Annotated in this window: 25 protein-coding genes and 1 pseudogene; 8 read left to right on the top strand and 18 right to left on the bottom strand. The window is 64.0% G+C overall.

Annotated features, from left to right (window positions below):
- Positions 1 to 78 precede the first annotated feature (78 nt).
- Entirely contained in the window at positions 79 to 498 is a 420-nt protein-coding gene (locus tag KW830_RS03435; protein WP_218332126.1) for a LexA family transcriptional regulator, read from the top strand.
- Between the two features lie 406 nt (positions 499 to 904).
- Positions 905 to 2,182: a GGDEF domain-containing protein gene (locus tag KW830_RS03430; RefSeq protein WP_218332124.1), complete on the top strand. Its 1,278-nt coding sequence runs from the start codon at positions 905 to 907 to the stop codon at positions 2,180 to 2,182.
- A gap of 201 nt (positions 2,183 to 2,383) precedes the next feature.
- Here KW830_RS03430 and KW830_RS03425 read toward each other — a convergent pair whose 3' ends face one another.
- Positions 2,384 to 3,211 (bottom strand): N-acetyltransferase, encoded by an 828-nt coding sequence (locus KW830_RS03425; RefSeq protein ID WP_218332122.1) that lies wholly within the window; start codon positions 3,209 to 3,211, stop codon positions 2,384 to 2,386.
- A 189-nt stretch (positions 3,212 to 3,400) separates the two neighbouring features.
- Between KW830_RS03425 and selD the strand changes: the two genes are divergently transcribed.
- Complete coding sequence (gene selD / locus KW830_RS03420; RefSeq protein WP_066532475.1) at positions 3,401 to 4,477, top strand: selenide, water dikinase SelD; 1,077 nt, start codon at positions 3,401 to 3,403, stop codon at positions 4,475 to 4,477.
- A 239-nt stretch (positions 4,478 to 4,716) separates the two neighbouring features.
- A complete protein-coding gene (locus KW830_RS03415; RefSeq protein WP_370626081.1) occupies positions 4,717 to 5,973 on the top strand; it encodes an NAD(P)/FAD-dependent oxidoreductase in 1,257 nt (418 codons plus the stop codon).
- Between the two features lie 141 nt (positions 5,974 to 6,114).
- Here the strand turns inward: KW830_RS03415 and KW830_RS03410 are convergent, their stop codons facing one another.
- Positions 6,115 to 7,851, bottom strand: a complete 1,737-nt coding sequence (locus tag KW830_RS03410; RefSeq protein ID WP_218332120.1) for a methyl-accepting chemotaxis protein — start codon at positions 7,849 to 7,851, stop codon at positions 6,115 to 6,117.
- Between the two features lie 704 nt (positions 7,852 to 8,555).
- Here KW830_RS03410 and KW830_RS03405 point away from each other — a divergent pair.
- On the top strand, positions 8,556 to 9,128 hold the full coding sequence (locus KW830_RS03405; RefSeq protein ID WP_218332118.1) for an FAD-dependent oxidoreductase: 573 nt from the start codon (positions 8,556 to 8,558) through the stop codon (positions 9,126 to 9,128).
- Here KW830_RS03405 and KW830_RS03400 read toward each other — a convergent pair.
- The 8 genes and pseudogenes from KW830_RS03400 to KW830_RS03370 all read right to left on the bottom strand — a co-directional run bounded on the left by KW830_RS03400 (position 9,112) and on the right by KW830_RS03370 (position 17,505).
- The gene (locus KW830_RS03400) at positions 9,112 to 10,101 is read right to left on the bottom strand and encodes a tripartite tricarboxylate transporter substrate binding protein (RefSeq protein WP_218332116.1); all 990 of its coding nucleotides are present in this window, start codon (positions 10,099 to 10,101) and stop codon (positions 9,112 to 9,114) included. The genes KW830_RS03405 and KW830_RS03400 overlap by 17 nt on opposite strands.
- A gap of 326 nt (positions 10,102 to 10,427) precedes the next feature.
- A pseudogene (locus KW830_RS21245) lies at positions 10,428 to 10,638 on the bottom strand (transposase); the annotation flags it as partial.
- Positions 10,639 to 10,841: 203 nt separating this feature from the next.
- On the bottom strand, positions 10,842 to 12,566 hold the full coding sequence (locus KW830_RS03395) for a biotin carboxylase N-terminal domain-containing protein (RefSeq protein WP_218332610.1): 1,725 nt from the start codon (positions 12,564 to 12,566) through the stop codon (positions 10,842 to 10,844).
- A 12-nt stretch (positions 12,567 to 12,578) separates the two neighbouring features.
- Entirely contained in the window at positions 12,579 to 14,204 is a 1,626-nt protein-coding gene (locus KW830_RS03390; RefSeq protein WP_218332114.1) for an urea amidolyase family protein, read from the bottom strand.
- A 5-nt stretch (positions 14,205 to 14,209) separates the two neighbouring features.
- On the bottom strand, positions 14,210 to 14,977 hold the full coding sequence (locus KW830_RS03385; protein ID WP_218332113.1) for a LamB/YcsF family protein: 768 nt from the start codon (positions 14,975 to 14,977) through the stop codon (positions 14,210 to 14,212).
- A 180-nt stretch (positions 14,978 to 15,157) separates the two neighbouring features.
- The gene (pcp, locus tag KW830_RS03380) at positions 15,158 to 15,820 is read right to left on the bottom strand and encodes a pyroglutamyl-peptidase I (RefSeq protein ID WP_218332112.1); all 663 of its coding nucleotides are present in this window, start codon (positions 15,818 to 15,820) and stop codon (positions 15,158 to 15,160) included.
- A gap of 15 nt (positions 15,821 to 15,835) precedes the next feature.
- Positions 15,836 to 16,789, bottom strand: a complete 954-nt coding sequence (locus tag KW830_RS03375; RefSeq protein ID WP_192334014.1) for a DUF979 domain-containing protein — start codon at positions 16,787 to 16,789, stop codon at positions 15,836 to 15,838.
- Complete coding sequence (locus KW830_RS03370; protein ID WP_066532497.1) at positions 16,786 to 17,505, bottom strand: DUF969 domain-containing protein; 720 nt, start codon at positions 17,503 to 17,505, stop codon at positions 16,786 to 16,788. The genes KW830_RS03375 and KW830_RS03370 overlap by 4 nt, the downstream gene beginning before the upstream one ends.
- A gap of 434 nt (positions 17,506 to 17,939) precedes the next feature.
- Between KW830_RS03370 and KW830_RS03365 the strand changes: the two genes are divergently transcribed.
- The gene (locus KW830_RS03365) at positions 17,940 to 18,500 is read left to right on the top strand and encodes a DUF4189 domain-containing protein (RefSeq protein WP_255578160.1); all 561 of its coding nucleotides are present in this window, start codon (positions 17,940 to 17,942) and stop codon (positions 18,498 to 18,500) included.
- A gap of 91 nt (positions 18,501 to 18,591) precedes the next feature.
- Here the strand turns inward: KW830_RS03365 and KW830_RS03360 are convergent, their stop codons facing one another.
- The 4 genes from KW830_RS03360 to KW830_RS03345 are packed head-to-tail and all read right to left on the bottom strand — an operon-like array spanning position 18,592 to position 21,406.
- Complete coding sequence (locus KW830_RS03360; RefSeq protein WP_066532503.1) at positions 18,592 to 19,068, bottom strand: Lrp/AsnC family transcriptional regulator; 477 nt, start codon at positions 19,066 to 19,068, stop codon at positions 18,592 to 18,594.
- Between the two features lie 4 nt (positions 19,069 to 19,072).
- Entirely contained in the window at positions 19,073 to 19,882 is an 810-nt protein-coding gene (locus KW830_RS03355; protein WP_192334010.1) for an amino acid ABC transporter ATP-binding protein, read from the bottom strand.
- 3 nt (positions 19,883 to 19,885) lie between these two features.
- Entirely contained in the window at positions 19,886 to 20,548 is a 663-nt protein-coding gene (locus tag KW830_RS03350) for an amino acid ABC transporter permease (RefSeq protein ID WP_192334008.1), read from the bottom strand.
- Between the two features lie 24 nt (positions 20,549 to 20,572).
- Entirely contained in the window at positions 20,573 to 21,406 is an 834-nt protein-coding gene (locus KW830_RS03345) for a transporter substrate-binding domain-containing protein (RefSeq protein WP_066532512.1), read from the bottom strand.
- 453 nt (positions 21,407 to 21,859) lie between these two features.
- Here KW830_RS03345 and KW830_RS03340 point away from each other — a divergent pair, with 453 nt between their 5' ends.
- A complete protein-coding gene (locus KW830_RS03340) occupies positions 21,860 to 22,591 on the top strand; it encodes a Crp/Fnr family transcriptional regulator (protein WP_172591799.1) in 732 nt (243 codons plus the stop codon).
- 137 nt (positions 22,592 to 22,728) lie between these two features.
- On the opposite strand, the gene KW830_RS03335 is transcribed toward KW830_RS03340, so the two are convergent.
- The 4 genes from KW830_RS03335 to KW830_RS03320 form a co-directional block, all read right to left on the bottom strand.
- On the bottom strand, positions 22,729 to 24,114 hold the full coding sequence (locus KW830_RS03335; protein WP_218332110.1) for an HD-GYP domain-containing protein: 1,386 nt from the start codon (positions 24,112 to 24,114) through the stop codon (positions 22,729 to 22,731).
- Positions 24,115 to 24,201: 87 nt separating this feature from the next.
- Positions 24,202 to 24,840 (bottom strand): 3-oxoacid CoA-transferase subunit B, encoded by a 639-nt coding sequence (locus KW830_RS03330; protein WP_066532518.1) that lies wholly within the window; start codon positions 24,838 to 24,840, stop codon positions 24,202 to 24,204.
- Positions 24,841 to 24,870: 30 nt separating this feature from the next.
- Positions 24,871 to 25,362: a DUF3806 domain-containing protein gene (locus tag KW830_RS03325; RefSeq protein WP_370626080.1), complete on the bottom strand. Its 492-nt coding sequence runs from the start codon at positions 25,360 to 25,362 to the stop codon at positions 24,871 to 24,873.
- 6 nt (positions 25,363 to 25,368) lie between these two features.
- A complete protein-coding gene (locus tag KW830_RS03320) occupies positions 25,369 to 26,067 on the bottom strand; it encodes a CoA transferase subunit A (protein WP_066532529.1) in 699 nt (232 codons plus the stop codon).
- A 74-nt stretch (positions 26,068 to 26,141) separates the two neighbouring features.
- Here KW830_RS03320 and KW830_RS03315 point away from each other — a divergent pair, with 74 nt between their 5' ends.
- On the top strand, positions 26,142 to 26,684 hold the full coding sequence (locus tag KW830_RS03315) for a PAS and helix-turn-helix domain-containing protein (RefSeq protein WP_066532531.1): 543 nt from the start codon (positions 26,142 to 26,144) through the stop codon (positions 26,682 to 26,684).
- The last annotated feature ends 2 nt before the right edge of the window (positions 26,685 to 26,686 follow it).

The following is a 26,686-nucleotide window of genomic DNA, read 5'->3' as shown; positions in this document are numbered from 1 at the left end:
CGGTCACCAACTGCGGCTGCATCCGTCTCACGACTCGCATATACTGTATGCATGTACAGCCATCGTTTTCTTGCCGGCATGCCCGTGCCCGCCACCATCACCGCCATGCCGCTGCCCATGCTGGCAGCGCCCGCGCGCGGCGGCCGTGCCAGTGCGGCGGAGCGCGGTGCGGTCACGCACCTCGACCTGGCCACAGAACTGGCGCAGCACCCGCAGTCCATCTTCATCCTGCGGCAGACGGGTGACAGCATGGAAGGCGCTGGCATGTTCGACGGCGACATGCTGGTGGTGGACAAACTCCTCCAGCCCGTGCACGGCGACATCGTGGTGGCCCAGGTGGATGGCGAATTCACCTGCAAGCGCCTGCATGTGCGCGACGGTCAGTTCGTTCTGCACCCGGAAAACCCGGCGTATCCGGACATCCATCCCCAGGAGGGACTGCACATTGAGATCTGGGGCGTGGTGACCAGCAGCGTCAAGCGCTTGCGCACAGCGTGAGGGCATGGGGCATGGGGCATGGGGCATGGGGCGTGCCCTGTCCGCACTGATGTTCGCGCCAGGTGACTGCCGCTTTCCGTTGCTGCCCCACAGCACCGCCATAGCCGCACACCGCACCTGCCGGGCATCCCCCGGTTCCACCACCAGCTCTACCGCCCATCCAGAAACCCTGTTCTGCATTACAAAACAGGGGTCTGCGCCATGCTGGATGCATGTCCAGACACCCGCATCCAGGGCCATTCAGAAAGCCGTCAACAGCTATCAAATACACAGCATCCTGACTTCATCTCGCCCGCATTCCACCCAGGTGCCTTGGTGGGCAATTGCCGATAGCATTTATTCGAATGCCGACAGGCTGCGCACAGAGAGGGTTCGATGTGGCGCACTGGGGGGATAGAAATAGATCATGCTGGATTTGACGACTGTGTCGATGATGATCGTTCTGTCCTCGGTCACCCTCGCTGCGCTGACGGGTTTCTGGGGCAGAAAATTCTGGAACGACGGTGGCAGCCAGCTGACACTGGGCCTGGTGCTGTTCGGCGTGGGCTTCAGCTGCCTGAGCTTCATGGGCTCCCCGCTACGGCCCCTGCTGTCCGGCATCGGCTATGTGGCGTTTGCCAGCGGCATCTGCGCCAGCATTGCCAGCCTGCACCGCTTCTACCGCATACCGCTCACCACCGCCTGGCTGTACGTGCTGCCGGTGTGCATTGCCGTGGTCTATGTGCTGTTGCTGGATCCGGCCCAGGTCGTGGCGCGCACGCGCACCGTCTGCGGCATGCTGATCCTGCACAACCTGTGGATGGCGCAGATCCTGCTGCGCCGCTACCACCATATGGGGCGCGGGGAATGGGTGTTCATGGCAGGCGTGGCGCTGCTCACCGCGGCCCTGGTGCTGCGCATGTTCTCGCCCCAGCTGTCGCTGACCGTGCTATCCCCTTCCAGCACCCGCAGCAGCTCTTCGCTGCTGCTGTCCTATGCCGTGCTGTTCATCGCCCTGCACCTCAAGGCCATCGGCTTTCTGATGATGGCCCAGGCGCGGGCAGACCAGCAGTTGCTGCGCTTTGCCAATGAAGACAGCCTCACCGGCCTGCCCAACCGCCGCACGGTCATGCAGGCCCTGCAGCACACACTGGATCTGCCCCACCACCAGCGCCGGCCCCTGGCCGTGCTGCTGATGGACCTTGACCACTTCAAGCGCGTCAACGACCAGTGCGGCCACCCGGCTGGCGACCAGGTGCTGGCCGGCATGGGGCTGATGCTGCGCCAGCAGCTGCGCCCGCTCAGTGTGGCGGGCCGCTATGGCGGGGAAGAGTTCATTGTGGTCTGCCCGGACACCACAGCCGAACAGGCCGTGCAACTGGCCAACCGCCTGTGTGAAGCCGCCTGCAACCAGTTGCGCGCCCACCATGCCAAAGGCAGCTGGCCGGTAACCATCAGCGTGGGCGTCAGCGCCCTGGCTGCCGACAGTGCAGACGTCTGCAGCACTGTGCTGCTGCACCAGGCCGACCAGGCCCTCTACCAGGCCAAGCACGCCGGGCGCGACCGGGTCTGCCTGTTCGGCGCACCCGCTGGCGACGACGCGCTGGACGGCCTGGACCTGCTGGGCCAGGGCTTGGGCCTGGGCGTGTTGCGCTTTCCGGAACGCTTTGTGCGCCCCCGCAGGGACGATACGGCCGAACGATAGACACCTTCACCTTGCCCGGCCGGCGCGCAGAAAACGCGCGAAAAACACACAGCACGCACGCGGCAAGGACACAGAAGGCACGTTCAGGAGGCACAGCCCCCCGGGTGCGCAGCGCTGCCGCGCACCGCCAGCCCCACAGCACTTCACCGATCGCTCACCGGCACCGCGTCCACACCGAAGCCGAAACTAAAGAGCCAGCTCCTAACGCTGCACCCGGTAGTGGTAGCCATAGACCGGTACAAAGCCCAGGCTGGCATACAGCTGCTCGGCCACCCGGTTGCCGCCGCGCACCTGCAGGTCCACCTGCTGCGCCCCCTGCGCCGCGGCCCATTGCAGCAGGCCGCTCACCAGTTGCCGGCCCAGGCCCTGCCCCCGGTATTCCGGCGCCACCACCACGTCGTACAGACCCGCAGCGCCACGCTCCAGCACCGCCAGGCCCCAGGCCACGCTGCGCCCGCCTTGCTCCACGGTGGCATAGGCGCAGTGCCCGCCAATGCCATCCACAATCCGCTGGTGCCAGGGCTGCTGCGGCGCCGCCAGGCCGCTGGCCTGGGCATAGCCGCCCAGCCAGGCCGGCGTGCAGCGGGGCTCCACGGGCACGGCGGGCAGCAGGCAGTCCGCTGGCGTGCCGTGGCGCAGCAAAAAACGGGAAGGCTCCACCAGGGCATAGCCGCGCGCGGCCAGCAGCGCATCGCACTGTGCATCCGCCAAGGGGGACAGCCGGAAGATGGCGGGCAGCTGCTGCCGCGCATACCAGGCTTCGATGGCCTGCAGCAAACCCTCGTCCAGCAAGGTACCGGCCTGCACTGCGTTGGCCGAATTGGCGCGCTTGGTGTAGCCACCGCTGCTGCGCAGCAGCCAGCCGTCCATGACCGCCGTGCGCACCGCCGGCCAGGCATTGAAGCTGCGCTGCTCCAGCCGCGCCACGCTGGCTGTGCCCGGCGCGGCCACCAGAGGAAGGGAACCATCGGCACCGGCTGGAACACCCGGAACAGGCGGCGCACCGGCCGCAGTGACAGAAGCATCCATGGACTAAAAAAAGCAGAAAAACGACCGCCGCAACCCTGGCTTCCTGGCCGCAGGCCCAGCTGCCGATAATAGGGGGAGTCGCCGCTGGCGCGCCGCCCCCCTCTGCCCCGCAGCATGACGGCGCCCACCGGCCCTGTTGGACCCTGCCCGCCCGGCCTGCCTGCGCCACGGGCTTTTTCACACGCTGCCATGACTGTCACCACCCCAGCCTCCACCACCGCCCCTGCCGTGCCCCGTTTGACTTCGCTGTCCCATGGCGGTGGCTGCGGCTGCAAGATCGCCCCCGGCGTGCTGTCGGAACTGCTGGCCAAGAGCAACCTGCCCAAGCAGTTCTTCCCCAATCTGCTGGTGGGCACCGAGACGGCCGACGACGCCGCCGTCTACCGCATCAACGACGAGCAGGCCATCGTCGCCACCACCGACTTCTTCATGCCCATCGTCGACGACGCTTTCGACTTTGGTCGCATCGCCGCCACCAATGCGCTGTCCGACATCTACGCCATGGGCGGCACGCCGCTGATGGCGCTGGCCATTGTGGGCATGCCCATCAATGTGCTGCCGCACGATGTGATCGCCAAGATCCTGGAAGGCGGTGAGTCCGTGTGCCGCGACGCCGGCATCCCGCTGGCCGGCGGCCACTCCATCGACTCGGTGGAACCCATCTACGGTCTGGTGGGCATCGGCATCGTCAACCCCAAGCAGATGAAGCGCAACGCCGATGCCCAGGCCGGCGACGTGCTGGTGCTGGGCAAGCCGCTGGGCGTGGGCATTCTGTCCGCTGCGCTCAAGAAGAATCTGCTCGACGACGCGGGCTACCGCGCCATGGTGGCCGCCACCACCCAGCTCAACCGCCCTGGCATGGAACTGTCCCAGCTGGCCGGCGTGCACGCCCTGACCGATGTGACCGGCTTCGGCCTGCTGGGCCACAGCCTGGAGCTGGCCCGCGGCGCAGGCCTGACCGCCCGCATCGACAGCCGCACCCTGCCCGTGCTGCCGGGCGTGGCAGACTTTGCCGCGCAAGGCGTGTTCACCGGCGCCTCCACCCGCAACTGGGCCAGCTACGGCGCCAGCGTGCAGCTGGCCAGCGGCATCAGCGATGCCCAGCGCGCCCTGCTGACCGACCCGCAAACCTCCGGCGGCCTGCTGGTGTCCTGCACCCCTGAGACCGTGCAGCAGGTGCTGGACCTGTTCGCCCGCCATGGCTTTGCCGATGCCGCCGTTGTGGGCCGCATGGAAGCCGGCGCCGCCCAGGTGGTCGTCGACTGAGCCTGCAGAACCCACCGGGCCACAGGCCAACGGGAGCCACCGCACTCCCGCACACTGGCACCTTCGGGTGCCTTTTTTGCGCCCGCAGCGCCCGCAGCCACCACCGTCGCTTTGACACGCCGTTTTGCCGATGTGACGCCGCAACACTGCCTGACTGCCCGCACGCAGGCGCACAATGGCAGACTCCTTCCGGGCAAGCCTTGCCCCCTCACCCCATCTCCCCCTCATCTGGTTGGACTATGTTGAATTCCCGCGTCGCCGTCCTGGGCGCCGGCATGGTGGGCGTTGCCACCGCCCTGGAACTGCAGCGCCTGGGCGCCCAGGTCACCCTGATCGACCGGCGCGATCCGGGCCAGGAAACCTCCTACGGCAATGCCGGCGTCATCGCCCGCAGCTCGCTGATGCCGTTCAACCACCCCGATCTGTGGAAATCGCTGCCCACGCTGCTGCGCAACAACACGGCCTCGCTGCGCTACAACACCGCGTTCATGCTGCGTAACCTGGGCTGGGGCCTGTCCTACCTGCGCCATGCCACCCACAGCGCGTTTGAGGAAACAACCACCGCGCTGGACGCGCTGATCCGCCTGTCCACCGCCGAACACCAGCGCCTGTTGGCCGAAGTGGGTGAAAGCCGGCGGCTGCGCGACAACGGCTGGCTGTTCCTCTACCGCAGCCAGGCCGCTTTCGACGCCGGCCGGCTGGGCCGCGCCACCATGGACCACTTTGGCGTGCGCACCCAGGTGCTGGATGCCCCGGCCCTGCACGCGTTGGAACCCGTGCTGCGCCCTTCCGTGTTCACCAAGGCGCTGTGGGTGCAGGACACCTATTCCGTCGACAGCCCCGGCCAGGTCACGGCCGCCTACGCCCGGGCCTTTGCCGCGCGCGGCGGCATCGTCAGCACCCGCCAGCTGCACACCCTGCAGCGCAATGGCGAAGGCTGGGATGTGCTGGACGACAGCGGCCAGGCCAGCTACTTCGACCAGGTGGTGGTGGCCCTGGGCCCGTGGAGCAAGCAGTTCATGGGCCGGCTGGGCATCCGCGTGCCCATGGCCTTCGAGCGCGGCTACCACATGCATTACGCCGCAGACCCCGCCAGCCCCGCGCGCCTGCAGCGCCCGGTGTACGACACCGGCGGCGCCTATGTGCTCTCGCCCATGGAGCAAGGCCTGCGCCTGTCCACCGGCGTGGAGCTGAACGACTGCGAGGCCGCTCCCCGCCCCGTGCAGCTGGAGCTGGCCGAAACCGCCGCCCGCCAGGCCCTGCCGCTGGGTGCACGCCTGGAAGCCGCGCCCTGGATGGGCAGCCGACCCACGCTGCCGGACTGCCGCCCCATCATCGGCGCCATGCCCGGCCGCCGCAATCTGTGGCTGGCCTTCGGCCACCAGCATGTCGGTTTTTCCACCGGCACCGGCACCGCCAAACTGCTGGGCGCGCTGATGAGCGGGCAGCCCGCTCCCATCGACGCCCACGCCTTCCGCGCCGAACGCTTCCTCTGAGCCGCCTCGTCCCACACCGCACCGCCGCAGGGCGTTCTGCCCCCCGGCCAGCACTACCGGAGAAACACCTCCAGTAGTCTTCGGAAGACGGCCAGTCTCAACATCTAAAGGTATGGAGGGCTCCGAAGCTGCTCTCCAGGGTCAAAAGCTTTCCCAATCGTTTTTGCTGCTATCCGCATCAACAAGCTGGGGCTGTTTAACAGGTGCCTTAGGGAAAGCAGAGGCTCCAATACGCGCAGGCTCCGTATTTTGATTTTTAGGCATAACCAGAGATTGCCCTGACGGCTGGGATAATGGAGCACGCACCGGATTCAGATGACTGGCTGACTGGGTGTGGTTCTCGCTCAGCGTAAAAACTGAAACTGCCTTGACGAGCTCCGCGGCCTGGTTGTTCAGTGCATTCGCGGCGGCCGCCATCTCTTCCACCAACGCCGCATTCTGCTGTGTGGCCTGGTCCATCTGTGTGACTGCTTCGCCAATTTGGTTCACGCCCGCACTTTGTTCACTGCTCGCCGCACTGATTTCACCCATGATCTCTGTGACGCTCCGTATCGCCTGAACGACTTCTGTCATGGTGACCCCGGCCTTGTCCACCAGGACGCTGCCTTGCCCTACTCGCTCCACGCTTGCAGTGATCAGTTCCTTAATTTCCTTTGCAGCGTCTGCGCTGCGCTGCGCCAGACTGCGCACTTCGCTCGCGACCACGGCAAAACCGCGCCCTTGTTCACCGGCTCGTGCGGCTTCCACGGCAGCGTTCAGGGCCAGAATATTCGTCTGGAATGCAATTCCGTCGATGACGGAAATAATGTCGGAAATCTTGGTGCTGCTGGCGTTGATGCTTTTCATCGTCTCAATGACTTCTGAGACCACCTCACCGCCTTGAGCCGCCACAGCGGATGCATTGACCGCCAGCTGGTTGGCAGCCCGTGCATTTTCTGCATTTTTCTGCACCGTGGAACCCAGCTCTTCCATGGAAGCAGCTGTTTGCTCCAACGCTGAAGCTTGTTCCTCCGTGCGTGCCGACAGATCATTGTTGCCAGAGGCAATCTGAGAGCTACCGGATGCCACGCCTTCCGCATTCTGGCGCACCAGGCTCACGGTATTTGCCAAACTCTTTTGCATCTGCTGCATGGAACGCAGCAGCTGGCCGGTTTCGTCATTGGACTCTACCGAGATGTGAGTGGAAAGATTGCCGCTGGCGATTTGATCCGAAACTGCAACAGCACGTCTTAACGGGCGGACGATCGACGCAATGATGCTTATCGCCATGAAAATGGCCGCCAGGATAGCTGCCACTGCGGCAATCAAAATATCGCGCGTGAGAGCTTCAGCACTCTCTTCAGCACGTTCACCAGCCTCTTTGGCTCTCTTATCCTGCAACACCATCTGCTCGGTGATGGCCGCTTGGTAGGCACGCTGTGCAGGTCTCAGGTCCTTCTCCAGAAACAACGTTGCTTCTGGCATCTGACCTTGCTCTACCAGCGACAAAAATTGGTTACCCGATTTCAAGAATTCTGTTCGAGTCACCTGCATTTTTTCCAGAAGAGCGATCCCTTCAGTCGAATTTATTTTTTCTTCTACTATTTTAAATTGTCTCTCAACTTCAGATCTGGCTTCGGTGATGCGATCAAGCGCGGATTTTTTAATATCGCTTGAACTGAAAATGACAAGATTGCGATTCTGAATTGCTTGTTCATTGACCTGGTCGAGAATGGTATTTAAAGCCTTGTTCAACGGTATGCGCCGCTGCAGCACGTCAGATAATTCAGCACGCTGGCTAGCTGAACGCCAGATTCCTATACCGCCTAGCGAAGCCAGGAGCAAAACCATAATACTGAAAGCTACGGCCAATCTTTGCGAGATTTTCAATTTTTTCATTTTTGATATCAAAGATATATTAATTCATCTTATGCCTATGCAAATATATTTGGATAGGCAACTGAATGAATTAGTGGTTTCCTCTTCAATGAGAAAGGGACAGCATAAATGCCAAGCCATTAAAATCCAGAATGGAAATATCAACACCAAGCCGTAATGAGTAAATTTTCAAAGGAATGACTACTTCAAATTATCAATCAATAATTTCGTAGCCAATTTCACAGCAGAAAAAGCTCCATATGCACGACAAAGTGTCGCAGGCAAATATCATTTATTTAACTTGAAGCGCGCCAGCTTCCACCAGGGATACGCAGAACGCGACAAATCTTTAGGATTTAAATTCCACGCTACCAATGGCGCCGCTTCACTGGACGTCATGCCGAATATGAAGCAACAAAGTTGACTGCTTATCTTCATAATTAATTTTTATCAAATAATTAAGCATGGCAACATAAATATCGTCACAGAAATTCGAAATCTATTCGAATAATTGGCACAATGCTTTATGCACGACTTATATTTCAATAAACAGAAATAATTACCAAGATATCAAATCGCATCTTACAAATGTATACAAATTTCATTCCCCTACATGATTGCTGTCAGCTTCTGTAAGTTTTAGAGAATCTCGCGCCCACCGCCTTGGCTCTCAGTCTTGCTAGCCGGTAGATTCCTCACTGCCAAGCCTTGTCTCTGGTTGGACCATGGTGAATTCACCCGTCGCCGTCCTGGAACTGCAGTGCCTGGGTGCCCAGGTCACCCTGATCGACCGGTGCGATCCGGGCCAGGAAACCTCCTCCGGCAATACCGGCGTCATTGCCCGCAGCGCGCTGATGCCGTTCACCCTGCGGAAGTCGCTGCCCGCGCTGCTGCGCAACAAACCAACGCCTGCTGGCCGAAGCGAGAGAAAGCCAGCGCAAGCGCGACAGCGGGTGGCTGTTCCTCTGCCGCAGCCCGGCCGCCGCAATCTGTGGCTGGCCTTCGGCCACCAGCATGTCGGCTTTTCCACCGGCACGGCCAAGCTGCTGGGCGCGCTGATGAGCGGGCAGCCCGCTCCCATCGACGCCCCCCCCCCTTCCGCGCCGAACGCTTTCTCTGAGCCACCCTGCACCGGACCGCGCCGCCGCAGGGCGTGCGCCCCCCGGGCAGCACTGCCGGAAAGACCTATCCGGGAGTCTTCGGAAAACTGCCGTTCTCAACAGCTCTCCAACAAAAAAAAACGCCTCGCAAGGAGGCGTTTTTTGCGCGGCGAGATCCCGCTCAGTTATCCAGCGTGATGTTGGCGAACTTCACCAGTTCGGCGTATTTGCCCATATCGGTGCGGATGACCTGGGCAAGGCTTTCCGTGCCAGTGGCAGGCGGCGTGCCTGCGGCTTCCAGTCGTTGGCGTATGGCGGGATCTGCCAGGCCGGCCTGCACCGCTTTTTGCAGGCTGGCGACGATATCTGCAGACAGGCCCTTGGGGGCTGCCAGCGCAAACCAGCCGCTCAGGGCATAGCCTTTGAGCGCCGGATGCTCGGCCAGCGCGGGCACGTTCTTCAGGCTGCTGATGCGCTCGGCCGTGGTGGCGCCCAGGATCTTGATCTTGCCCGATTGCACCAACGGGGCCGAAGCCATGGGCGAGAGAATCGCAAAGTCCAGATTGCCGCCGCCCAGATCGCCGGTCATCGCGGGCGATCCTTTATAGGGAATATGGACCAGGTGAACGCCGGCCGTCTTCTTGATCAGCTCGCCCGAGAAATGGGGCGTGGAGCCAATGCCAGGGCTGCCATAGCTGTACTTGCCGGGGTTGGTCTTGACCAGCTTGATGAATTCATCCATGTTCTTGACCGGCACATGGGCGCCCGCCACCCACAGATTGGGGGCCGAAGCCGTCAGTGCAATCGGTGTCAGGTCGACCGCCGGATCGTACTTTTGTGCCGCGTTGACAAACTTGGTGCCCGCCATCTCGTTGCTGGAGCCCGCCAGCAAGGTGTAGCCGTCGGGCTTGGAAGACACCACACGCTGAGCGCCCACCACACCCGCGGCGCCGGGCACATTCTCGATCACCACGGTGGTGCCCAGTTGCTTGGCCAGGATATCGCCAATCACCCGGCCCACCATATCGACCGAACCTCCGGGCGCATAGGGCACCACGATGCGAATGGGTTTGTTGGGATAGGCGGTTTGCGCATGCAGCGCGCCTCCCAGCAGGGCTGCGGTGCAGGCAAACAAGGTGCGTCGTGAGAGTGCGGCGGGGCTCAGATTCATGGCATCAATATGCAACGGGAACAAAAAGCAATCTTTCAACGATTAATAGCAGATTGCTCAACAAACATGCGAAATTGTCATTCATTCTCCCAATACAGGAATAAGGGAAAACCAGTAAGTTCGATGCAAGATTCGGGCCACGCACCGCCCTTCCCCTCACGCAGCCCCCTCTCCACCGCGTTACCAGAGCGTCTTGCGCTCCGCCCTTGCAGGGGACTGCACTCTCTTTTCCTTGTTGAACAATCTCGCATGCCTTGTCCTTGGCGCCACGGACACCGCCTGACCACGAAGGCGCACCCGCATGGCTTGGTGCAAGGCAAGCGCTACCAGACGTGACAGGCATTCCCTTCACGCAGGCGCCGCCAGCACGCCATGCCACGGCCCCTGCCCAGGGACGGGGGAGTTCTTCCCAAGGAATTCCGGTGTGCCACACGAACAGCATGCCGCTGATGGCGGCCCCATCGCCCACGCCGGGCTTGCGCGCTCCACCTTGGCGGAAGGTGGGCAGGCTGGAATCAGGGGCTGCAGGAGCTGCAGCTATTGCCACCGTGCTGTGCCAGCGGGTGGTCTATCTGTGGGAACCCACCATCAATCCATCTGCCGGCTCTGGCTCTGCACGGGCAGTGACGTTGGAAGCTCAGTGAGGCCCCATAAGGCTCAATGACGCTCTATGAGGCGCAATCACGCCCCATGCCCAAGACACGACTCACAAGCCGCGCCTTGGGCAAGGTCCACCATGGCTATCGGATGTGCGCAATCACGGCGCCCAGAGTCTGCGCAGTGCCCGGCTGCGCAGCCAGCGTGATGCGACCACTCTTGTGCGCCGCCACCTGCATCTCCATCTTCATGGCTTCCATCACGGCAATCACATCGCCTTCCTGGACTGCATCGCCATCCGCCACCTTCCAGGCGTGGAGGTTGCCCGCAATCGGCGAGCTCACGGCATCGGGATTCACCTCTTGCTGGGCGGCGGGCTGGGCGCCCGCCGAGGCCGGGGCAGACAGCCCCTGCAGCAGCATGGCGGGCAGACCCAGTTGTACGCGGCGTCCGTCTATCTCCATGGCCGTACGCACCAGGCTGGTGTCGACCACTGGCTCGGTACGGGCAGCCGCCGCCAGTGGCTCGGCAAACTCGGTCTCGATCCAGCGGGTGTGGACCTTGAAGCCGTCCGCCCCCACAAAATCAGGCTGATGGAGCACCGCCTTGTGGAAAGGCAGCACAGAGGCCACGCCCTCAATCTGGAACTCGGCCAGCGCGCGGCGCGCACGGGCCAGGGCCTGCTCGCGCGTTGCGCCGGTGACGATGAGCTTGGCCATCATGGAGTCGAAACTGCCGGGAATCACCGAGCCCGTTTCCACGCCCGAATCCAGGCGCACGCCCGGGCCGGAAGGCGGTGCAAAGCGCGTGATCAGGCCTGGCGTGGGCAGAAAGCCGCGGCCCACATCTTCGGCATTGATGCGGAACTCGATGGCATGGGCGCGTGGCGCCGGCGTCTGCGTGAAAGACAGCGGCAGACCATCGGCCACGCGCAACTGCTCCTGCACCAGATCGATGCCGGTGGTCTCTTCCGTCACCGTGTGCTCCACCTGCAGGCGGGTGTTCACCTCGAGGAAGGAAATGGCTCCATTGCCGCTGAGCAGAAACTCCACCGTCCCGGCGCTGATGTAGCCCGCTTCCGAGCAGATGGCCTTGGCTGCGCTGTGAATGCGTTCACGCTGCGCATCGCTGATAAAGGGCGCGGGCGCCTCCTCCACCAGCTTCTGGTTGCGGCGCTGCAGCGAGCAGTCGCGCGTGCCCAGCACCACCACATTGCCATGGGTGTCGGCCATGACCTGTGCCTCGATATGGCGCGGCTTGTCGAGGAATTGCTCCACAAAGCATTCGCCACGGCCAAAGGCCGTCACCGCTTCGCGCACCGCGGATGCATAGAGCTCGGCCACCTCGTCCATGCGCCAGGCGATCTTCATGCCGCGACCACCGCCGCCAAAGGCCGCCTTGATGATGATGGGCAGGCCATGCTGCTGGGCAAAGGCCAGCACTTCGTCGGCATCCTTGACGGGATCGGGCGTGCCAGCCACCAGCGGTGCGCCCACCTTGAGCGCAATCTTGCGGGCCTCGACCTTGTCACCCAGCTTGGCAATGGTGTCCGGGCGCGGGCCAATCCAGCTCAGCCCCGCGTCCAGCACGGCCTGCGCAAAGGCTTCGCTCTCCGACAGAAAGCCATAGCCAGGGTGCACGGCATCGGCCCCCGCACGCTTGGCGATCGCAATCAGCTTGGCGATGTTCAGATAGGTATCGGCGGGTTTGTCGCCATCAAGGCCATAGGCTTCATCGGCGCAGCGCGCATGCACGGCGTCGATATCGGCATTGGCATAGACGGCCACGGACTTCACACCGTAATCCGCACAGGCGCGCGCAATGCGCACGGCGATCTCGCCACGATTGGCAATCAGAACTTTGGTAATCATGGAAGGTCCTCACAAAGTGGGTGTGAGTTCTTCAAAAGAACGAACAGGGTTGAAACGAATCCAGGCCCCCACGGGGATCTGCCCCGCAAGATCCAGATGGTGAAGCGCCACACAGCCAATGACCGGGTAGCCGCCAGTCAGGGGGTGATCGGCCAGGAACAGCACGGGCTGGCCGCTGGCGGGCACCTGAATGGCACCCAGCGGCGTGCCTTCGCTGGGCAACTCGCTGCTGATGGCGCGCGTCAGGGCCTGCTCGCCAGCCAGGCGCAGACCCACGCGGTTCGACTGGGGTGTGACCTGCCAACGCTGCCCGGCCAGCAAGGCCAAGGCATCGGCAGTGAACCAGTCCGTGCGCGGGCCCAGTTCCACATCCAGCACGACTTCGCCGCCTGCGGCCGGCAGGTTCTGCACCGGCAACGCCGTATCGGCCACCATGGCCTTCTGGGCCGGTTGAACGACCAGCAGCTGGCCGCTGCGCAAGGCCGGCGGACCAACATGGGCCAGGGTGTCCGTGGAAGCGCTGCCCAGCACGGGGGCGACCTCATAGCCGCCACGCACCGCCACATAGCAGCGCGCACCGGCCGTGGGCTGGCCAATACTCAGCACGTCGCCATCCGCCAACGCGATCGCGGCATAGCGCGGCACCTGCCAGCGCTGGCCCTCCGCCGTGGTGATGCTGATGGGTGCATCCGCGCCTGTCACGGCCACCACGTTGTCTCCAACGCTCTGCAGCGACAGGCCTCCACCCACGGTTTCCAGCACCGGCACTTGGCTGGCATTGCCAACCAGGCGATTGGCGGTCTTGAACGCCGCCTGGTCCATGGCCCCCGAGGCCGAAACGCCTTGCCCGGCCTGGCCGTGGCGCCCCAGGTCCTGGAACAGCGTGAGCAGGCCCGTGGCGCGCACGCGCAATGCACTGCCCTTCAAATCGGTAGCGGCCTGCTCTTGTTCTTGCTCCGGATGGATCTCAGACACTTTGTGGTCTGGAATCGCATCCGGCAAAGCATCCGATGCGCTTTTTTGCGTGGCCGCATCGACGAACTGCACGCGATAACCGGGTTGCAGCAGTGCGGGCAGATCGCGCGCCAGATCCCACATGGCCGTATCCGTGACGCCAATAATCTGCCAGCCGCCGGGGCTGGCCTGCGGATACACGGCGCTGAAGGTGCCTGCCAGCGCCACAGCGCCCGCAGGCACCTTGGTGCGCGGCGTGGAACGACGCGGCACATTGAAGATGGCATCGCCGCCGCTGAGGTAGGCAAAGCCCGGCGCAAAGCCGGTGAAAGCCACCGACCACTCGCAGCCCGTGTGGCGGCGCACCACTTCTTCGGCCGTGATACCCAGTATCTGCGCCACCTCGGCCAGATCCTCGCCCTCATAACGCACGGGAATCTGCACCAGCACGTCCGAGCGTTGCACGCTGCCGCTCAGATCGCAGCCCGCAATGGCCTTGACCAGTTCTGCCGCCGTGATGAGATGGGGCGCGAACTGGACCAGAATGGTGCGCGCAGCCGGCACCAGCTCCTGCACGCCAGGGATGGACTTGGCCTGCAAGGCCCCCAGCAGCAGCAATGTCTGCTGCAGGTCGGCCAGCTCCACCAGAATGGCCTGGCGATGGACGGGAAGAAATCGCATGGCACTCATTCCGCAGCGCCCACAAACGAAGCAATCTGCACGCCTTCCTGCTCAAACCGCTGGCGGATGTTGCGCGCAATGGCCACCGCACCGGGGCTGTCGCCATGCACGCAGATGGAGTCAGCCTCCACACGCACCAGGCTCCCGTCCACGGCCTCGATGACACCATCGCGCACCAGGGTCAGCATGCGCTGGGCAATCAGGTTTTCGTCATGCAGCACGGCACCGGGCTCGCGGCGCGAGACCAGCGCACCCTCAGGCGTGTAGCCACGGTCGGCAAAGGCTTCCGCCACCACGCGCAAACCCGCATCGCGGGCCCAGCCAATCAGCGGGGCACCGGCCAGCGCCATCAACACCAGCTTGGGGTCGATGGCTTTGATCGCATGGATCACGTCCATGGCCTGGCGTCGATCCTGGGCAATGGTGTTGTAGAGCGCGCCGTGCGGCTTGACATACCGCACCGTGGTGCCCGCCGCCTGGGCCAGGCCTTGCAGTGCGCCGATCTGATAAATCACATCGGCCACCAGATCGGCGCTGGCCACATCCATATTGCGGCGGCCAAAGCCCGCCAGATCGCGATAGGCCACATGTGCGCCCACGACCACATTGCGCGCCTTGGCGGCCTTGAGGGTGGAGAGTATCCCCGCAGCATCGCCGGCATGAAAGCCACACGCCACGTTGGCACTGCTGACGATGTCCAGCATGGCCGCATCGTCGCCCATGCTCCAGGCGCCAAAGCTCTCGCCCAAATCGCTGTTCAAATCCATTTTCATCGTTTCTGTCCTTGTACCTGAGCCCATCAAGGGCCGGTCTTGGCGCCCTGACCTTGCCGCATCCCATCGCGCACGCCAGGCCTGCGCTACCGGGCAAAAGCCGCCTCGCGGCGAAGGCATCGCCGCCCCATCAGGAAACTGCGCAGCGGCTTAGCGGCGCAGCGGCCCAGGGGCTTTTTCTCAATGCAGCTGACCTGCGTTCTCCTGCAAGTCCTGCTCCACCGTCATCGCTGTATGGATGGCGGCACGAATGCCTTGCACCTGAAGGTCCAGCGCCATGCTGGGCATGCCGGGCTGGCGTGCGGCCTGCTGCGGCAGCGCGGGGATGTGAATAAAGCCGCCGCGCACGCCGGGGGCCGCGCGGCGCGACAGCCTGTGCATCAGGGCATAGAACACGTGGTTGCAGACAAAAGTGCCTGCCGTGTTCGATACCGAAGCCGGAATTCCCGCATCGCGCAGCTGCCGCACCATGGCCTTGATCGGCAGGGTCGAGAAATACGCCGCGGGCGCACCGGACACCACCGACTGGTCCACGGGCTGTTTGCCCGCATTGTCCGGAATGCGGGCATCGTCGATATTGATGGCCACGCGCTCCGGCGTGATGTCGCAGCGTCCACCGGCCAGGCCCAGGCTGATGATCAGCGAGGGCTGCAGGCCGGCCAATGCCTCATCCAGCGTCGCCATGGCTGCGCCAAACACGCAGGGCAGCTGCACGGCATGCACCACCCCATCCGCAATCTGCTCGCCGTCCAGCGCGCGCGCCACCTCCCACGAAGGGTTGACGCTGTCTTTATCGAAAGGCTCAAAGCCGGTCAGCAGGATTCGCTTGGCAGGGGCAGTCATGGCAACTCTCTCTTCTTATCGGAACATCAGGAAATTGAGCAGGAACACATTCACGATCAGCAGCGTGATGGCCGTGGGAACCTGCGCGCGTATCACGGCATTCTTGTCAATTTCCAGCAGTGCTGCGGGCACCAGGTTGAAGTTGGCCGCCATGGGCGTCAGCAAGGTGCCGCAGTAGCCCGACAACATGCCCACCGCCGCCATCACGGCCGGGTCGCCGTGGTAGACGCCCACCAGCACGGGCACGCCCACACCGCCCGTCATCACCGGAAAGGCCGCAAAGCCATTGCCCATGATCACGGTGAACAGCGCCATGCCGATCACATACACGGCCACGGCCACAAAACGCACATCCATGTTGATGTAGGTGGTGGTCACATACGCCACCGCCTTGCCCACGCCGGCATCCGAGAACACCAAGCCCAGCATGCCCAGCATCTGCGGCAACACCAGGGCCCAGCCCAGTGCGTCAATCAGGCGGTGCGACTCGCGCAGGCCCTGCGCGGGCGTCTCGCGTGTCATCTTGCAGGCCAGCACCAGCGCAATCACGCAGCCAATGCCCAGGCTGACCAAGGTGCTGTTCTTGGGATCGATCAAGGGCACACCGCCGAAGACCAGGTGCTTGGCCGACAGGGTACCCACCATGGTGATCAGCGGGATGGCCAGCGCCGGCACGAACAGCTTGTTGCCCAGGCGCTTGGCACTTGCCAGGTATTGCGCATCGGTGCGCGGCTGGTGCTTGCCGCCCATCACGCCACCGAAGCCTGCGATCAGCGCCATGACGACCGCGACCGCCCCCACCCAGGCGGGCGGCAGCAGATCACCGATGAGGAACACCAGCGCATACAGCGCCCAGAACAGGCCCGCCGAGAAACGGCGCGGGTTGCTGCTGTCGCGCAGCGTCATCATGGCCGTCACCGCCAGCACCAGGCCGACAAGGTAGTACAGGTATTGGATGGTGATGGTCATGCCGACTCTCCCTGGGCAACTTTCTTCTCTGCAGCAATGTCACGCGCCAGTTGCTTGTCCAGGCGGTGCAGGCGGAAGGCATGGATCGCAAATGCAGCCGTGGCGGTGGGAATGCCCCACAGCGCAACGTGGATCGGCTCAACCTCGATACCGGCCTCCTTCAGGAACGTCGTCATCAGCACGATCGCACCGAAGGCCACGAAAATGTCTTCACCAAAGAACAGGCCCACGTTGTCCGTGGCCGCCGACATGGCCCGCAGTTTCTCGCGCACCTTGCCAGACAGCTTGCCGTAGCGGTTTTCCGTCGCGCCTTCGGCCATGGGCGCCAGCAGCGGGCGCACCATCTGGGGATGACCGCCCAGGCTGGTCAAGCCGATGGCAGCGGTCAGCTGGCGCGCAGCCAGATAGACGATCAGCAGGCGGCCGGCGGTCGCCGACTTGATGGAGCTGATCCAGTTCTGCGCATGCTGGCGAAGGCCATGGCGCTCCAGCAGACCGATCACGGCCAGTGGCAGCAGGATGATCAGCGGCAGATTGCGCGTCTTGATGAAGCCAGCCCCAATGGCGGCCAGTACCTTGTCCAGCGGGAAGCCCGCGGCAAAGGCGGTGCCTATGGCGGTCACGATGACCACCAGCATGGGGTTAAAGCGCAGCGCAAAGCCCGCAATGATGATGAGCACGCCAATCAGCGGCCACAGGTTGAGATCTACAGGCATCAAGCCTCCGGGGAATCACGCCCATACCCGCTGCGCGGTGGGCCATAGGTACTACGCCAAAGGCGGGAGTCCTATCGGAATCCCGCCCAGCTCTTTCGAAAGGCTTCGCCCTCTGCATCAGAGGATGATGTCCATTCTATTGTTGAACAATCAATTGATATTGATAGGACAGACGTGATTTTTTTGCAGAACAGTCGTGCCAACACATAGTAGATACCCTTATTTTTGTCACACGCTGCGGCGTTGTTCTTCTTTGGAACGCCCTCTCCGCTCGGCAGCCGAGAACGCCCCAGCCAAGGCCGTCTCTGCAGGCAGCCATCCAGATGCAGCCCGCACCGCCGCAAGCCATGCCACCACCCCAGACTGATGCAACAGGCTTGCTGCCTTGTTTTTCCGCTGTGCTTTTACGCATAAGGAGAAACAACGTGAAGTGGATGGGCCACTGCCTGTTGGGCATGGCACTGGGCATGGGCAGCGCTGCCGCCTGGGCGGATTACACGGCGGTGGCCCTGTACGCACCCAAACAGGTAGGCGGCTGGGGCACCGGCGCCACCCAGGCCGAAGCCGAAGCCGAAGCCGCCGCCCTGGCCGTCTGCGCGCAGGCGCACACCCGCTGCGCCATCCGCTACACCGCCGCTGTGGCCGTGGCCACGAATTCGGAAATGCTGGCCAGCAGCATCAGCTACCACAGCCGTACCGAAGCCGAACGCGAAGCGCTGACAGGCTGCGGCGAGCCGGCCTGTGAAATCGCCGCCACCGTGGAGGCTCCGGGTCTGTACGCCCTGTTCACGGTGCACCAGGGCGAAGACATGGTCGGCCTGTACCTGCGCCACGGCCTGACCAGCCAGGAACAGGCCATCACCCAGGCCCAGCAGCAGTGCGAACAGCGCGACGGCCTGCGCTGCACCCTCAGCCGCTGGGGCGCCATCCGGGGCGAGCTGCCCAGCACCGGCACCCCGCGCGAAATCTACGCCGTGCAGACGGACGCGAACTGAACGAAGGCGCCCAAACAAAAAGCACCTCCAGGGAGGTGCTTTTTTCATGCGGTGGCGGCCTGGGGCCTGCAAAGGGCCCCGGCGCCGCGCCTCACTCCATCACCACCGGCGCCTGCAGCGGCGACGTGGTGCGCCGGTCGATCTTGCGGTTCAGCACCACCGAGGTATAGGTCTGCTGGATACCGTCAATCATGCCGATGCGGTCCAGCAGTGCGTCCAGCTTCTCGTTGCTTTCGCAGCGCAGGAACACCATGTAGTCGTACTGTCCGCTGACGGCGGAGACCTCTTCCACCTCGGTCAGGCGGTTGAGCGCCTGCATCACCGAAGTCGCGGTCTTGGGCTGCACCCGGATGCCGCAGTAGGCACGCACCGAAGCCTGCTCCATGCGCGGCCCCAGGCGCACGCCGTAGCCGGCGATGATGCCTTCCTGTTCCAGCCGCGCGATGCGCGCCACCACCGTGGTGCGGGCCAGGTCCATCTGGCGTGCCAGATGGGCGGTCGAAGCACGCGCATTGGTCTGCAGCAGGCGCAGCAGCTGGCGGTCGGTTTCGTCGAGTCGGTAGTCCATAGGCTCAGAGCGTAGCACCACAGGCGCTGCAATGTGGGGCGGCGTGGCTGCCCACCATCTTGCCCAGGAAGGCGCGGGTGGCTTCCTGCTGCGGGTGGTCGATGACCTGCGCCGGCGCGCCGGACTCCACCACCACGCCGTCGCGCATGAAGACCACCTGGTCCGCCACTTCGCGGGCAAAGGCAATTTCGTGCGTCACCAGCACCATGGTCATGCCCTCTTTGGCCAGCGACTGGATCACGCCCAGCACCTCGGCCACCAGCTCGGGGTCCAGCGCGGAAGTCGCCTCGTCGAACAGCATCACGCTGGGCTCCATGGCCAGCGCACGGGCAATCGCCACGCGCTGCTTCTGGCCGCCGGACATCTTCTCGGGCAGCATGTCGCAGCGCTCGGACAGGCCCACCTTGGCCAGCAGCTTGCGGGCCGTGGCTTCGGCTTCGGCCTTGGGCTTCTTGAGCACCGTGACCGGGCCTTCCATCACGTTCTGCAGCACCGTCATGTGCGGGAACAGATTGAAGTGCTGGAACACCATGCCGGTGCGGGCGCGAAAGCCCGCCAGCACCTTGTCACCCGGCAGGCAGTCGGCGCCGCCGGTGAACTCCAGCGCCTGCCCGCCCACGCGGATCTCGCCGCCATCGGGCACGGTCAGCAGGTTGATGCAGCGCAGCAAGGTGGACTTGCCCGAACCCGAAGGCCCGATCAGCGCCACCACGCTGCCGCGCGGCACATCCAGCGAGATGTTCTTGAGCACATTCAGCGTGCCGAAGGACTTGCGCAGCCCCCGGATGCTGATGGCAATATCGGAAGTGGACATGGCTCAGCCCCCCTTGGAATGTTGTTGTTCCAGGCGCTTGGCCCACAGCGTGGCCGGCAGCAGGATCACGAAATACGCCACGGCGATCAGGGTGTAGACCTCCAGCGGACGGTAGGTGTCGTGCGCAATCACCTGGCCCTGGTACAGCAGATCGGGCACCGCCAGCACCGACAGCAGCGAAGTGTTCTTCAGCTGCATGATGGACTGGCTCACCAGCGGCGGCACCATGCGCTTGAAGGCCTGGGGCAGCACCACGCGGCGCATCACCTGGCCGCGCGTCATGCCGATGGCCTGGCCGGCCTCGGTCTGGCCGATGTCGGTGGCAATCACGCCCCCACGGATAATTTCCGCATAGAAGGCGCCGCCATACAGCGACAGGCACAGCGCCGCCGCCATGGTGGCCGACATCTCGATGCCGGTCAGCACCGGCAGCGCGTAGTAGAACCACACCAGCTGCACCAGCACCGGCGTGCAGCGGAACACTTCCACATAGGCGCGCAGCGGCGCGCTGATCCACACATGGCGCGACAGCCGCCCCAGCCCGGCGAGCACACCGATGGCCAGGCCCGCCGCCACACAGATCGCGGTGAACAGCAGCGTATAGCCGATGCCGGCAATCAGCAGGCTGCGGTACTGCCACAGCGAGGCAAAGTCCCATTCGTACATTGACCTACCCTCAGCCCTGCCCGCTTAGAACTTCACCTGCTTGGGGAAGCTCTCGGGCTTCACGCCAGCCAGCTTCTCCATGTTGTGCACGATCACCTTCTGCACATCGCCCGCGGCACGGGTTTCCTTGATCCAGGCATTCACCTTGTTTTCCAGGTCCTTGTTGGCGCTCTTGCGCAGACCGATGTGCACGGTGGAAGTGCTGACCGGCTCGGGCACGAACATCTTGCCCATGTCGGGGCGCTTGGCCAGCAGCGGCTGGGCCAGCAGCACCATCAGCACCTGGCAGTCGGCACGGCCGGTCTGGATGGCCATGGTGGCCGCGCCCGAGCTTTCCAGGCGGGAGATGCTGGCCTTGGGCAAGGTCTTGGTGGCGAACTGGTCCTGGTTGGATCCCACATCCACCACGATCTTCACCTTGGGATCGTTCAGCTGCTCCCAGGTCTTGACTTCCGGATAGCCCTTCTTGCAGACCACGGTCAGCGTGTTGTTGAACAGCACATCGGAGAAGTCGATCATCTCGCGGCGCGCCGGTGTGGGGCCCATGCCGAACATCACGTCGATCTTGTTGGCCTGCAGGTCCATCACGGCATTGCCCCAGGTGGTTTCCACGCGTTCCACCTTGGCGCCCAGCTTGGTCGCCAGACCTTCGGCGAAGTCGGGACCGAAGCCCTGCCATTCATTGCGCACCAGATCCTTGTGGAAGTACGGCGTGGCGCCCGAGATCACGCCGATGCGCAGCACCTTGGTGCGCTCCACGCGCTGCAGCGTGGTTTCGTCCTGGGCCATGGCGGCCTGGGTGAGCAACAGGCTGCCGGCCACTGCCAGCGAGCGGAAAAGAGTGCGGGAGACGGTCATGGGAAATGCCTTGCGCGGCCGGGCCGCGCGTCAAAACAATCGTAGAGGGGGGAGAGGTGGGTGCAGCACCACCGCCAGGCCGCCGCACCCCAGGCCAGGGCCCCGGATGCGCGCAGCCCCACCGATGGGTGCCAAGCAGCACGCTGGGCAGTGTAGGTCCCGGCTTTGTCACCACGAGTATAAAAAGTGACAATCCGGCCAGCAAATGTCGTCACATCGTCATTTCACTGCTTTTATTTTCCCCAAACTGCTGAAATATCCGCGCATTTCTTCGATCTGCAGGGCGGCCGCGCTGAAATCCGAAGCCATCAAAAACCATAGCAACAAATACTACAGCAAAGCCATCTTCCAAGCGAAAGTACGCCAAACCACTGCGGCAATTGCGTATGCTGCAGCTGTCCGGACAAATGCCCGGCGGCCTACAATGACCGCCAAAAAGCGAGACAAGCTGCCATGCAACCCAGCCATAACGAACCTATCCTGAGCGTCACCGAGCGCGAGGCCATCAACGCCGGCCGGTGGTTTACCACCCTCTCCCCATCGCTGCGCCATGACATCCTGCGCCTGGCCACCGTCAAGCGCTTCAAGGACGGCGCGCAGATCTACGCGCGCGGCGATGCCCCGCACGACTGGTTTGCCTGCGCCAAGGGCGCGGTGCGCATGAGCTCCACCAGCCTGGCGGGGCGCCAGACCACCCTCACCTACCTGGAGCCCGGTGCCTGGTTCGGAGCCATGTCCACCTTCCTGGACGAACCCCGCACCCGCGACGCCCACGCCCACGGCGACACCACGCTGGTGTGCGTGAGCAAGGAGAGCTTTCGCACCATCCTGTCCAACCACATCGAGTTCTACGACGCCCTGCTGCGCCTGCAGGCCCAGCGCATCCGCCAGATCTACGGCCTGGTGGAAGACCTCAACACCCTGCCCCTGCGCGCACGCCTGGCCAAGCAGCTGATGCACCTGTCGCGCAGCTACGGCCTGCGCACCCACGACGATCCGCAGGAAATCCGCATCGGCCTGCAACTGGTGCAGGAAGAGCTGGCCCAACTGCTGGGCGCCTCGCGCCAGCGCGTGAACCAGGAACTCAAGCGCATGGAACGCGAAGACTGCATCCGCGTGGAACCTTCGGGCCTGGTGGTGCGCGACAGCGACGCGCTGCTGGCCATCGTCAACGAAGGCTGCTGAGGCACAGCGCCGACTGCACACCTGCTGCACGCTGGCGGCACAGCGGTGTGCGGTGCCCTGCTGCGCCGCACGCCCGTACGCCCCGGCCCCCTTCCCGTGCTGCACGCCGGCCTGGCACCGGCCTGTGCAGCCGACTTTCAGCCGAAGAACGCCGGCCGCCCGCCCGGGCGCTTGCCGGCCAGCACGGACTGGGCCTGGTTGATCCAGTCCATCACCGCCTGGGCCACCGCATCGCCCCGCTGCGCCACCTTGGGCCAGCGCCGCAGACAGGTGTGGATGAAGGTCTCCAGCTGCCACAGCGCCTCGCGGTTGATGACGGCCTGCTCGCTCAGCATGGTGGCGTCCCGCTTCATCAGGTGCAGCACGGCCATCTGCTGCTTGGGCAGCGATCCCGCCTCGGCCAGCGCGGCCTCCAGGGCGGCCACACGCACGTCCAGAAACAGCCCCGCCCGCCCGCTGGGCAGCAGCTGCCACTTCTCGGGCAGCTGGGCGCTGCGGCGCTTCCAGTGGTCGATCAGCATGGTCAGCATCACCAGGCTGTGGCGCACTTCGGCCGCCATGGGCTGCATCTCGCCTTCGGCCGCCATGCGTGGCTCTCGCTCCAGCGCCGGCTGCAGCAGCAGGTGCACATGCTCGATGAGGCGGGTATCAAAGCGCTCGCGGTTCAGGCGCAACATCAGCGACAGGCGCATGGCCGGCCGGTCGCCGGCATATTTTTCAAAGAAGGCGGCCACCACCTCGGCCACCATCAGGATGCGGCCCAGCGGTGAAATCTGCTCGCCGGTGACGTTGCGCGGGTAGCCGCTGCCGTCCATGCGCTCGTGGTGCTCCAGCACCGCCAGTTCCACGGCCGCCGGATAGGCGGCGGTGGAACGCACCACCAGCATGGCGGTGATGGAATGCACGGCCAGCTGGCGCCGCTCCTCGGGGGTCAACTTGTGCTGCGGATCGGCCCAGCTGGGCTCCATGAACAGCATGCCCACGTCGTGCAGCAAGGCAGCGGCGGCCAGCTGCGCCAGCTGGGTGTCGTCCAGCTTCTCGCGCACGCCCAGGAACACCGCCACCAGCATCATGCACAGGCTGTGCTCGTACAGCTGCGGGCGCTGGCTGCGCATCACCGTCAGCTTGAAGCAGGCCTGCGCCGGCCAGGCCATGTCGGCCAGCGGCGCCAGCAGGCGCCACTGCTGGCGCGGGCCCAGGGCCTGCATCAGCAGCCGGGGCAGCGCGGCGGATTCGCACAGCGTCATCGCCTCGGCCTCCAGCGTGGGCACATCCACCCGGTCGCGGATCTCCAGCAGATCGTCGATAGGAAGGCGCAGGCGCTCGTTCACCAGCTTGTCATACAGCACCGCGTCGATGCGCATGCCCTTGTCGGCCAGGCGCACCCCGTTGGCGGTGTAGATGGCATCGCGCAGCACCAGGTTCTGCTGCTGGCCCAGGGCCTGGATGGCACGCAGGAAATGCGCGGTTCCCTGGAGGCTGTCGGCCTCCAGTTGGGGAAAGGGATGCGATGGGAGGCTCATGCGGACCAGTACAGTTCTGTACGCCCATCATACGAAAGCCTGCACACGGCAGGCTTTCACAGCATTACGGGCGGCTTGCGCGCCGTATCACGACAGCAGCGTCACCCCGGTCTTGGACTGGATCTCCTCCAGCGTCACGCCCGGCGCCAGCTCCACCAGCTTCAGACCCTGTGGCGTCACATCCATCACGCCCAGGTCGGTGATGATGCGGTCCACCACCCCCACGCCGGTCAGCGGCAGGCTGCAGCGGGGCAGGATCTTCAGGTCGGTGGTGCCGTCCTTTTTCTTGGCCACATGTTCCATCAGCACGATCACGCGCTTGACGCCGGCCACCAAGTCCATGGCGCCGCCCATACCCTTGACCATCTTGCCGGGAATCATCCAGTTGGCCAGATCGCCCTGCTCGGAGACCTGCATGGCCCCCAGGATGGACAGATTGATCTTGCCGCCACGGATCATGGCAAAGGACTGGTCCGAGCCAAAGATGGCGGAACCGGGAATCGTGGTCACGGTCTGCTTGCCGGCGTTGATCAGGTCGGCGTCGACCTGGTCTTCCGTGGGAAACGGGCCGATGCCCAGCATGCCGTTCTCCGACTGCAGCCACACCTCCTTGTCGCCCGTGTGGTTGGCCACCAGGGTGGGGATGCCGATACCGAGGTTGACGTAGAAACCGTCTTCGAGTTCTTGGGCCGCACGTGCAGCCATCTGGTCTTGGGTCCAAGGCATAAGAGCCTCCTGAATAAATCGTGATTGACGTTATTGGTAGTCGCCGGAGTCGATCATGGGCTGCAGGTGGGAAGCCATACCATCGAGCAGTTGCACCAGATCGACCTCACGGCCGTCTTGAAGCCGTTTGAGGACCATGTCGCGCGCCCCGACCTGGATGCTGGATTCACGGTAGCGGACCACCGGGTCGGTGCCCCAGTCGTCGCTCACCATGTGCCAGTCCATGTCGTCCATTTCGCAGGTCAGCGCATCGCCCAGCACCACGCCCAGTCCGCGGGCCAGCAGCAGGTGGTCCGGCTGCACCAGGCCCCGGTCCAGCAGCGCCTGCAGCTGCACCAGGCCCGAACGGTCCATGCTCCAGTCGTTCAGCCCCAGCTCACTGGCGGCGACCTGGCACACCAGCAGGCGTTCGCGGTCCAGCTGCGCCTGCTCGTGCGCCGCCAGGGCGCGGAACACCGGCACGCTGGCCGCGGCCACCGCATCGGGTGCATCAGGCGCATCGGGCGAGTGCGACAGATCCACCACGGCTCAGGCCTCGCGCACGGTGCGCTTTTCGATGCGTTTTTCCGGATGGGCGTTGTGCACGATCCGGTTCACATAGATGCCGGGCAGGTGGATGTCGTCCGGGGCAATGTCGCCCACTTCCACCAGTTCTTCCACTTCCACAATGCAGACCTTGCCGCAGGTGGCCGCAGCCGGGTTGAAGTTGCGGGCCGTCAGGCGGAACTGCAGATTGCCGCTCTTGTCCGCGCGCCAGGCCTTGACCAGCGACACATCGGCCACGATGGCACGTTCCATCACATAGGTATCGCCGTCGAACTCGCGCAGCTCCTTGCCTTCGGCCACTTGCGTGCCCACACCGGTCTTGGTGAAGAAGGCCGGAATGCCGGCACCGCCGGCGCGCATCTTCTCGGCCAGCGTCCCCTGGGGGGTGAACTCCAGCTCCAGCTCGCCGGCCAGGTACTGGCGCTCGAACTCCTTGTTCTCGCCCACATAGCTGGCGATCATCTTCTTGATCTGGCGGGTTTCCAGCAGCTTGCCCAGGCCAAAACCGTCCACGCCGGCGTTGTTGGACGCAATGGTCAGCCCTTTGACACCGCTGTCCCGCAGCGCGTCAATCAGCGCTTCGGGAATGCCGCAAAGGCCAAAGCCCCCCACGGCGAGCAGTTGCCCATCGGCCACCACACCCTGCAGCGCAGCGGCCGCGGAAGGGTAGAGCTTTTTCATGCATGTCTCCTTGTTGTGCGATGCATTACGATACTACGTACGTAATTAAGTAGTTTTTCGTAAAGAGTTGCACCATGGAGATGGATTACAAGCTGGCGTTCGAGATGGCCCCTGTCGGGCTGGTGATCTCACGCAACCGCACCATGGTGGACTGCAACCACCAGGTCTGCGAGATGTTTGCCATCTCGCGCGAACTGATGATCGGGCAATCGTTCCAGATTCTCTATCCCAGCGCCGACGAATACGAGCGCCTGGGTGCCCGCATGGCCCCCATCCTGAACGCCAAGGGCCACTACTCCGACAACCGCATCATGAAGCGCGCCAGCGGCGAAACCTTCTGGTGCCATGTCAGCGGCCGCGCGCTGGACCGGGACGACCCCCACGCCTCCGGCATCTGGAGCTTTGAGGACCTGTCCGCCCAGCGCCCGGTGAAAGCCGAGCTGACCGGGCGCGAGCGCGAAGTGGCAGCGCGCCTGCTGGAGGGACTGACCTCCAAGGAAATCGGCAAGGCCCTGGCCATCAGCCACCGCACGGTGGAAATCTACCGTGCCCGGCTGATGCGCAAATACGGCGCCTCCACCGCCGCCGACCTGGTGCACAAGCTGGTCGCGGGCTGATA

It is taken from the genome of Comamonas sp. CMM03, from assembly GCF_019218715.1.
Taxonomy (GTDB): Bacteria; Pseudomonadota; Gammaproteobacteria; order Burkholderiales; family Burkholderiaceae_C; genus Comamonas; species Comamonas terrigena.
Note: the sequence above shows the minus strand (reverse complement) of the source record. Positions and strands in the feature narration are given on the sequence as shown.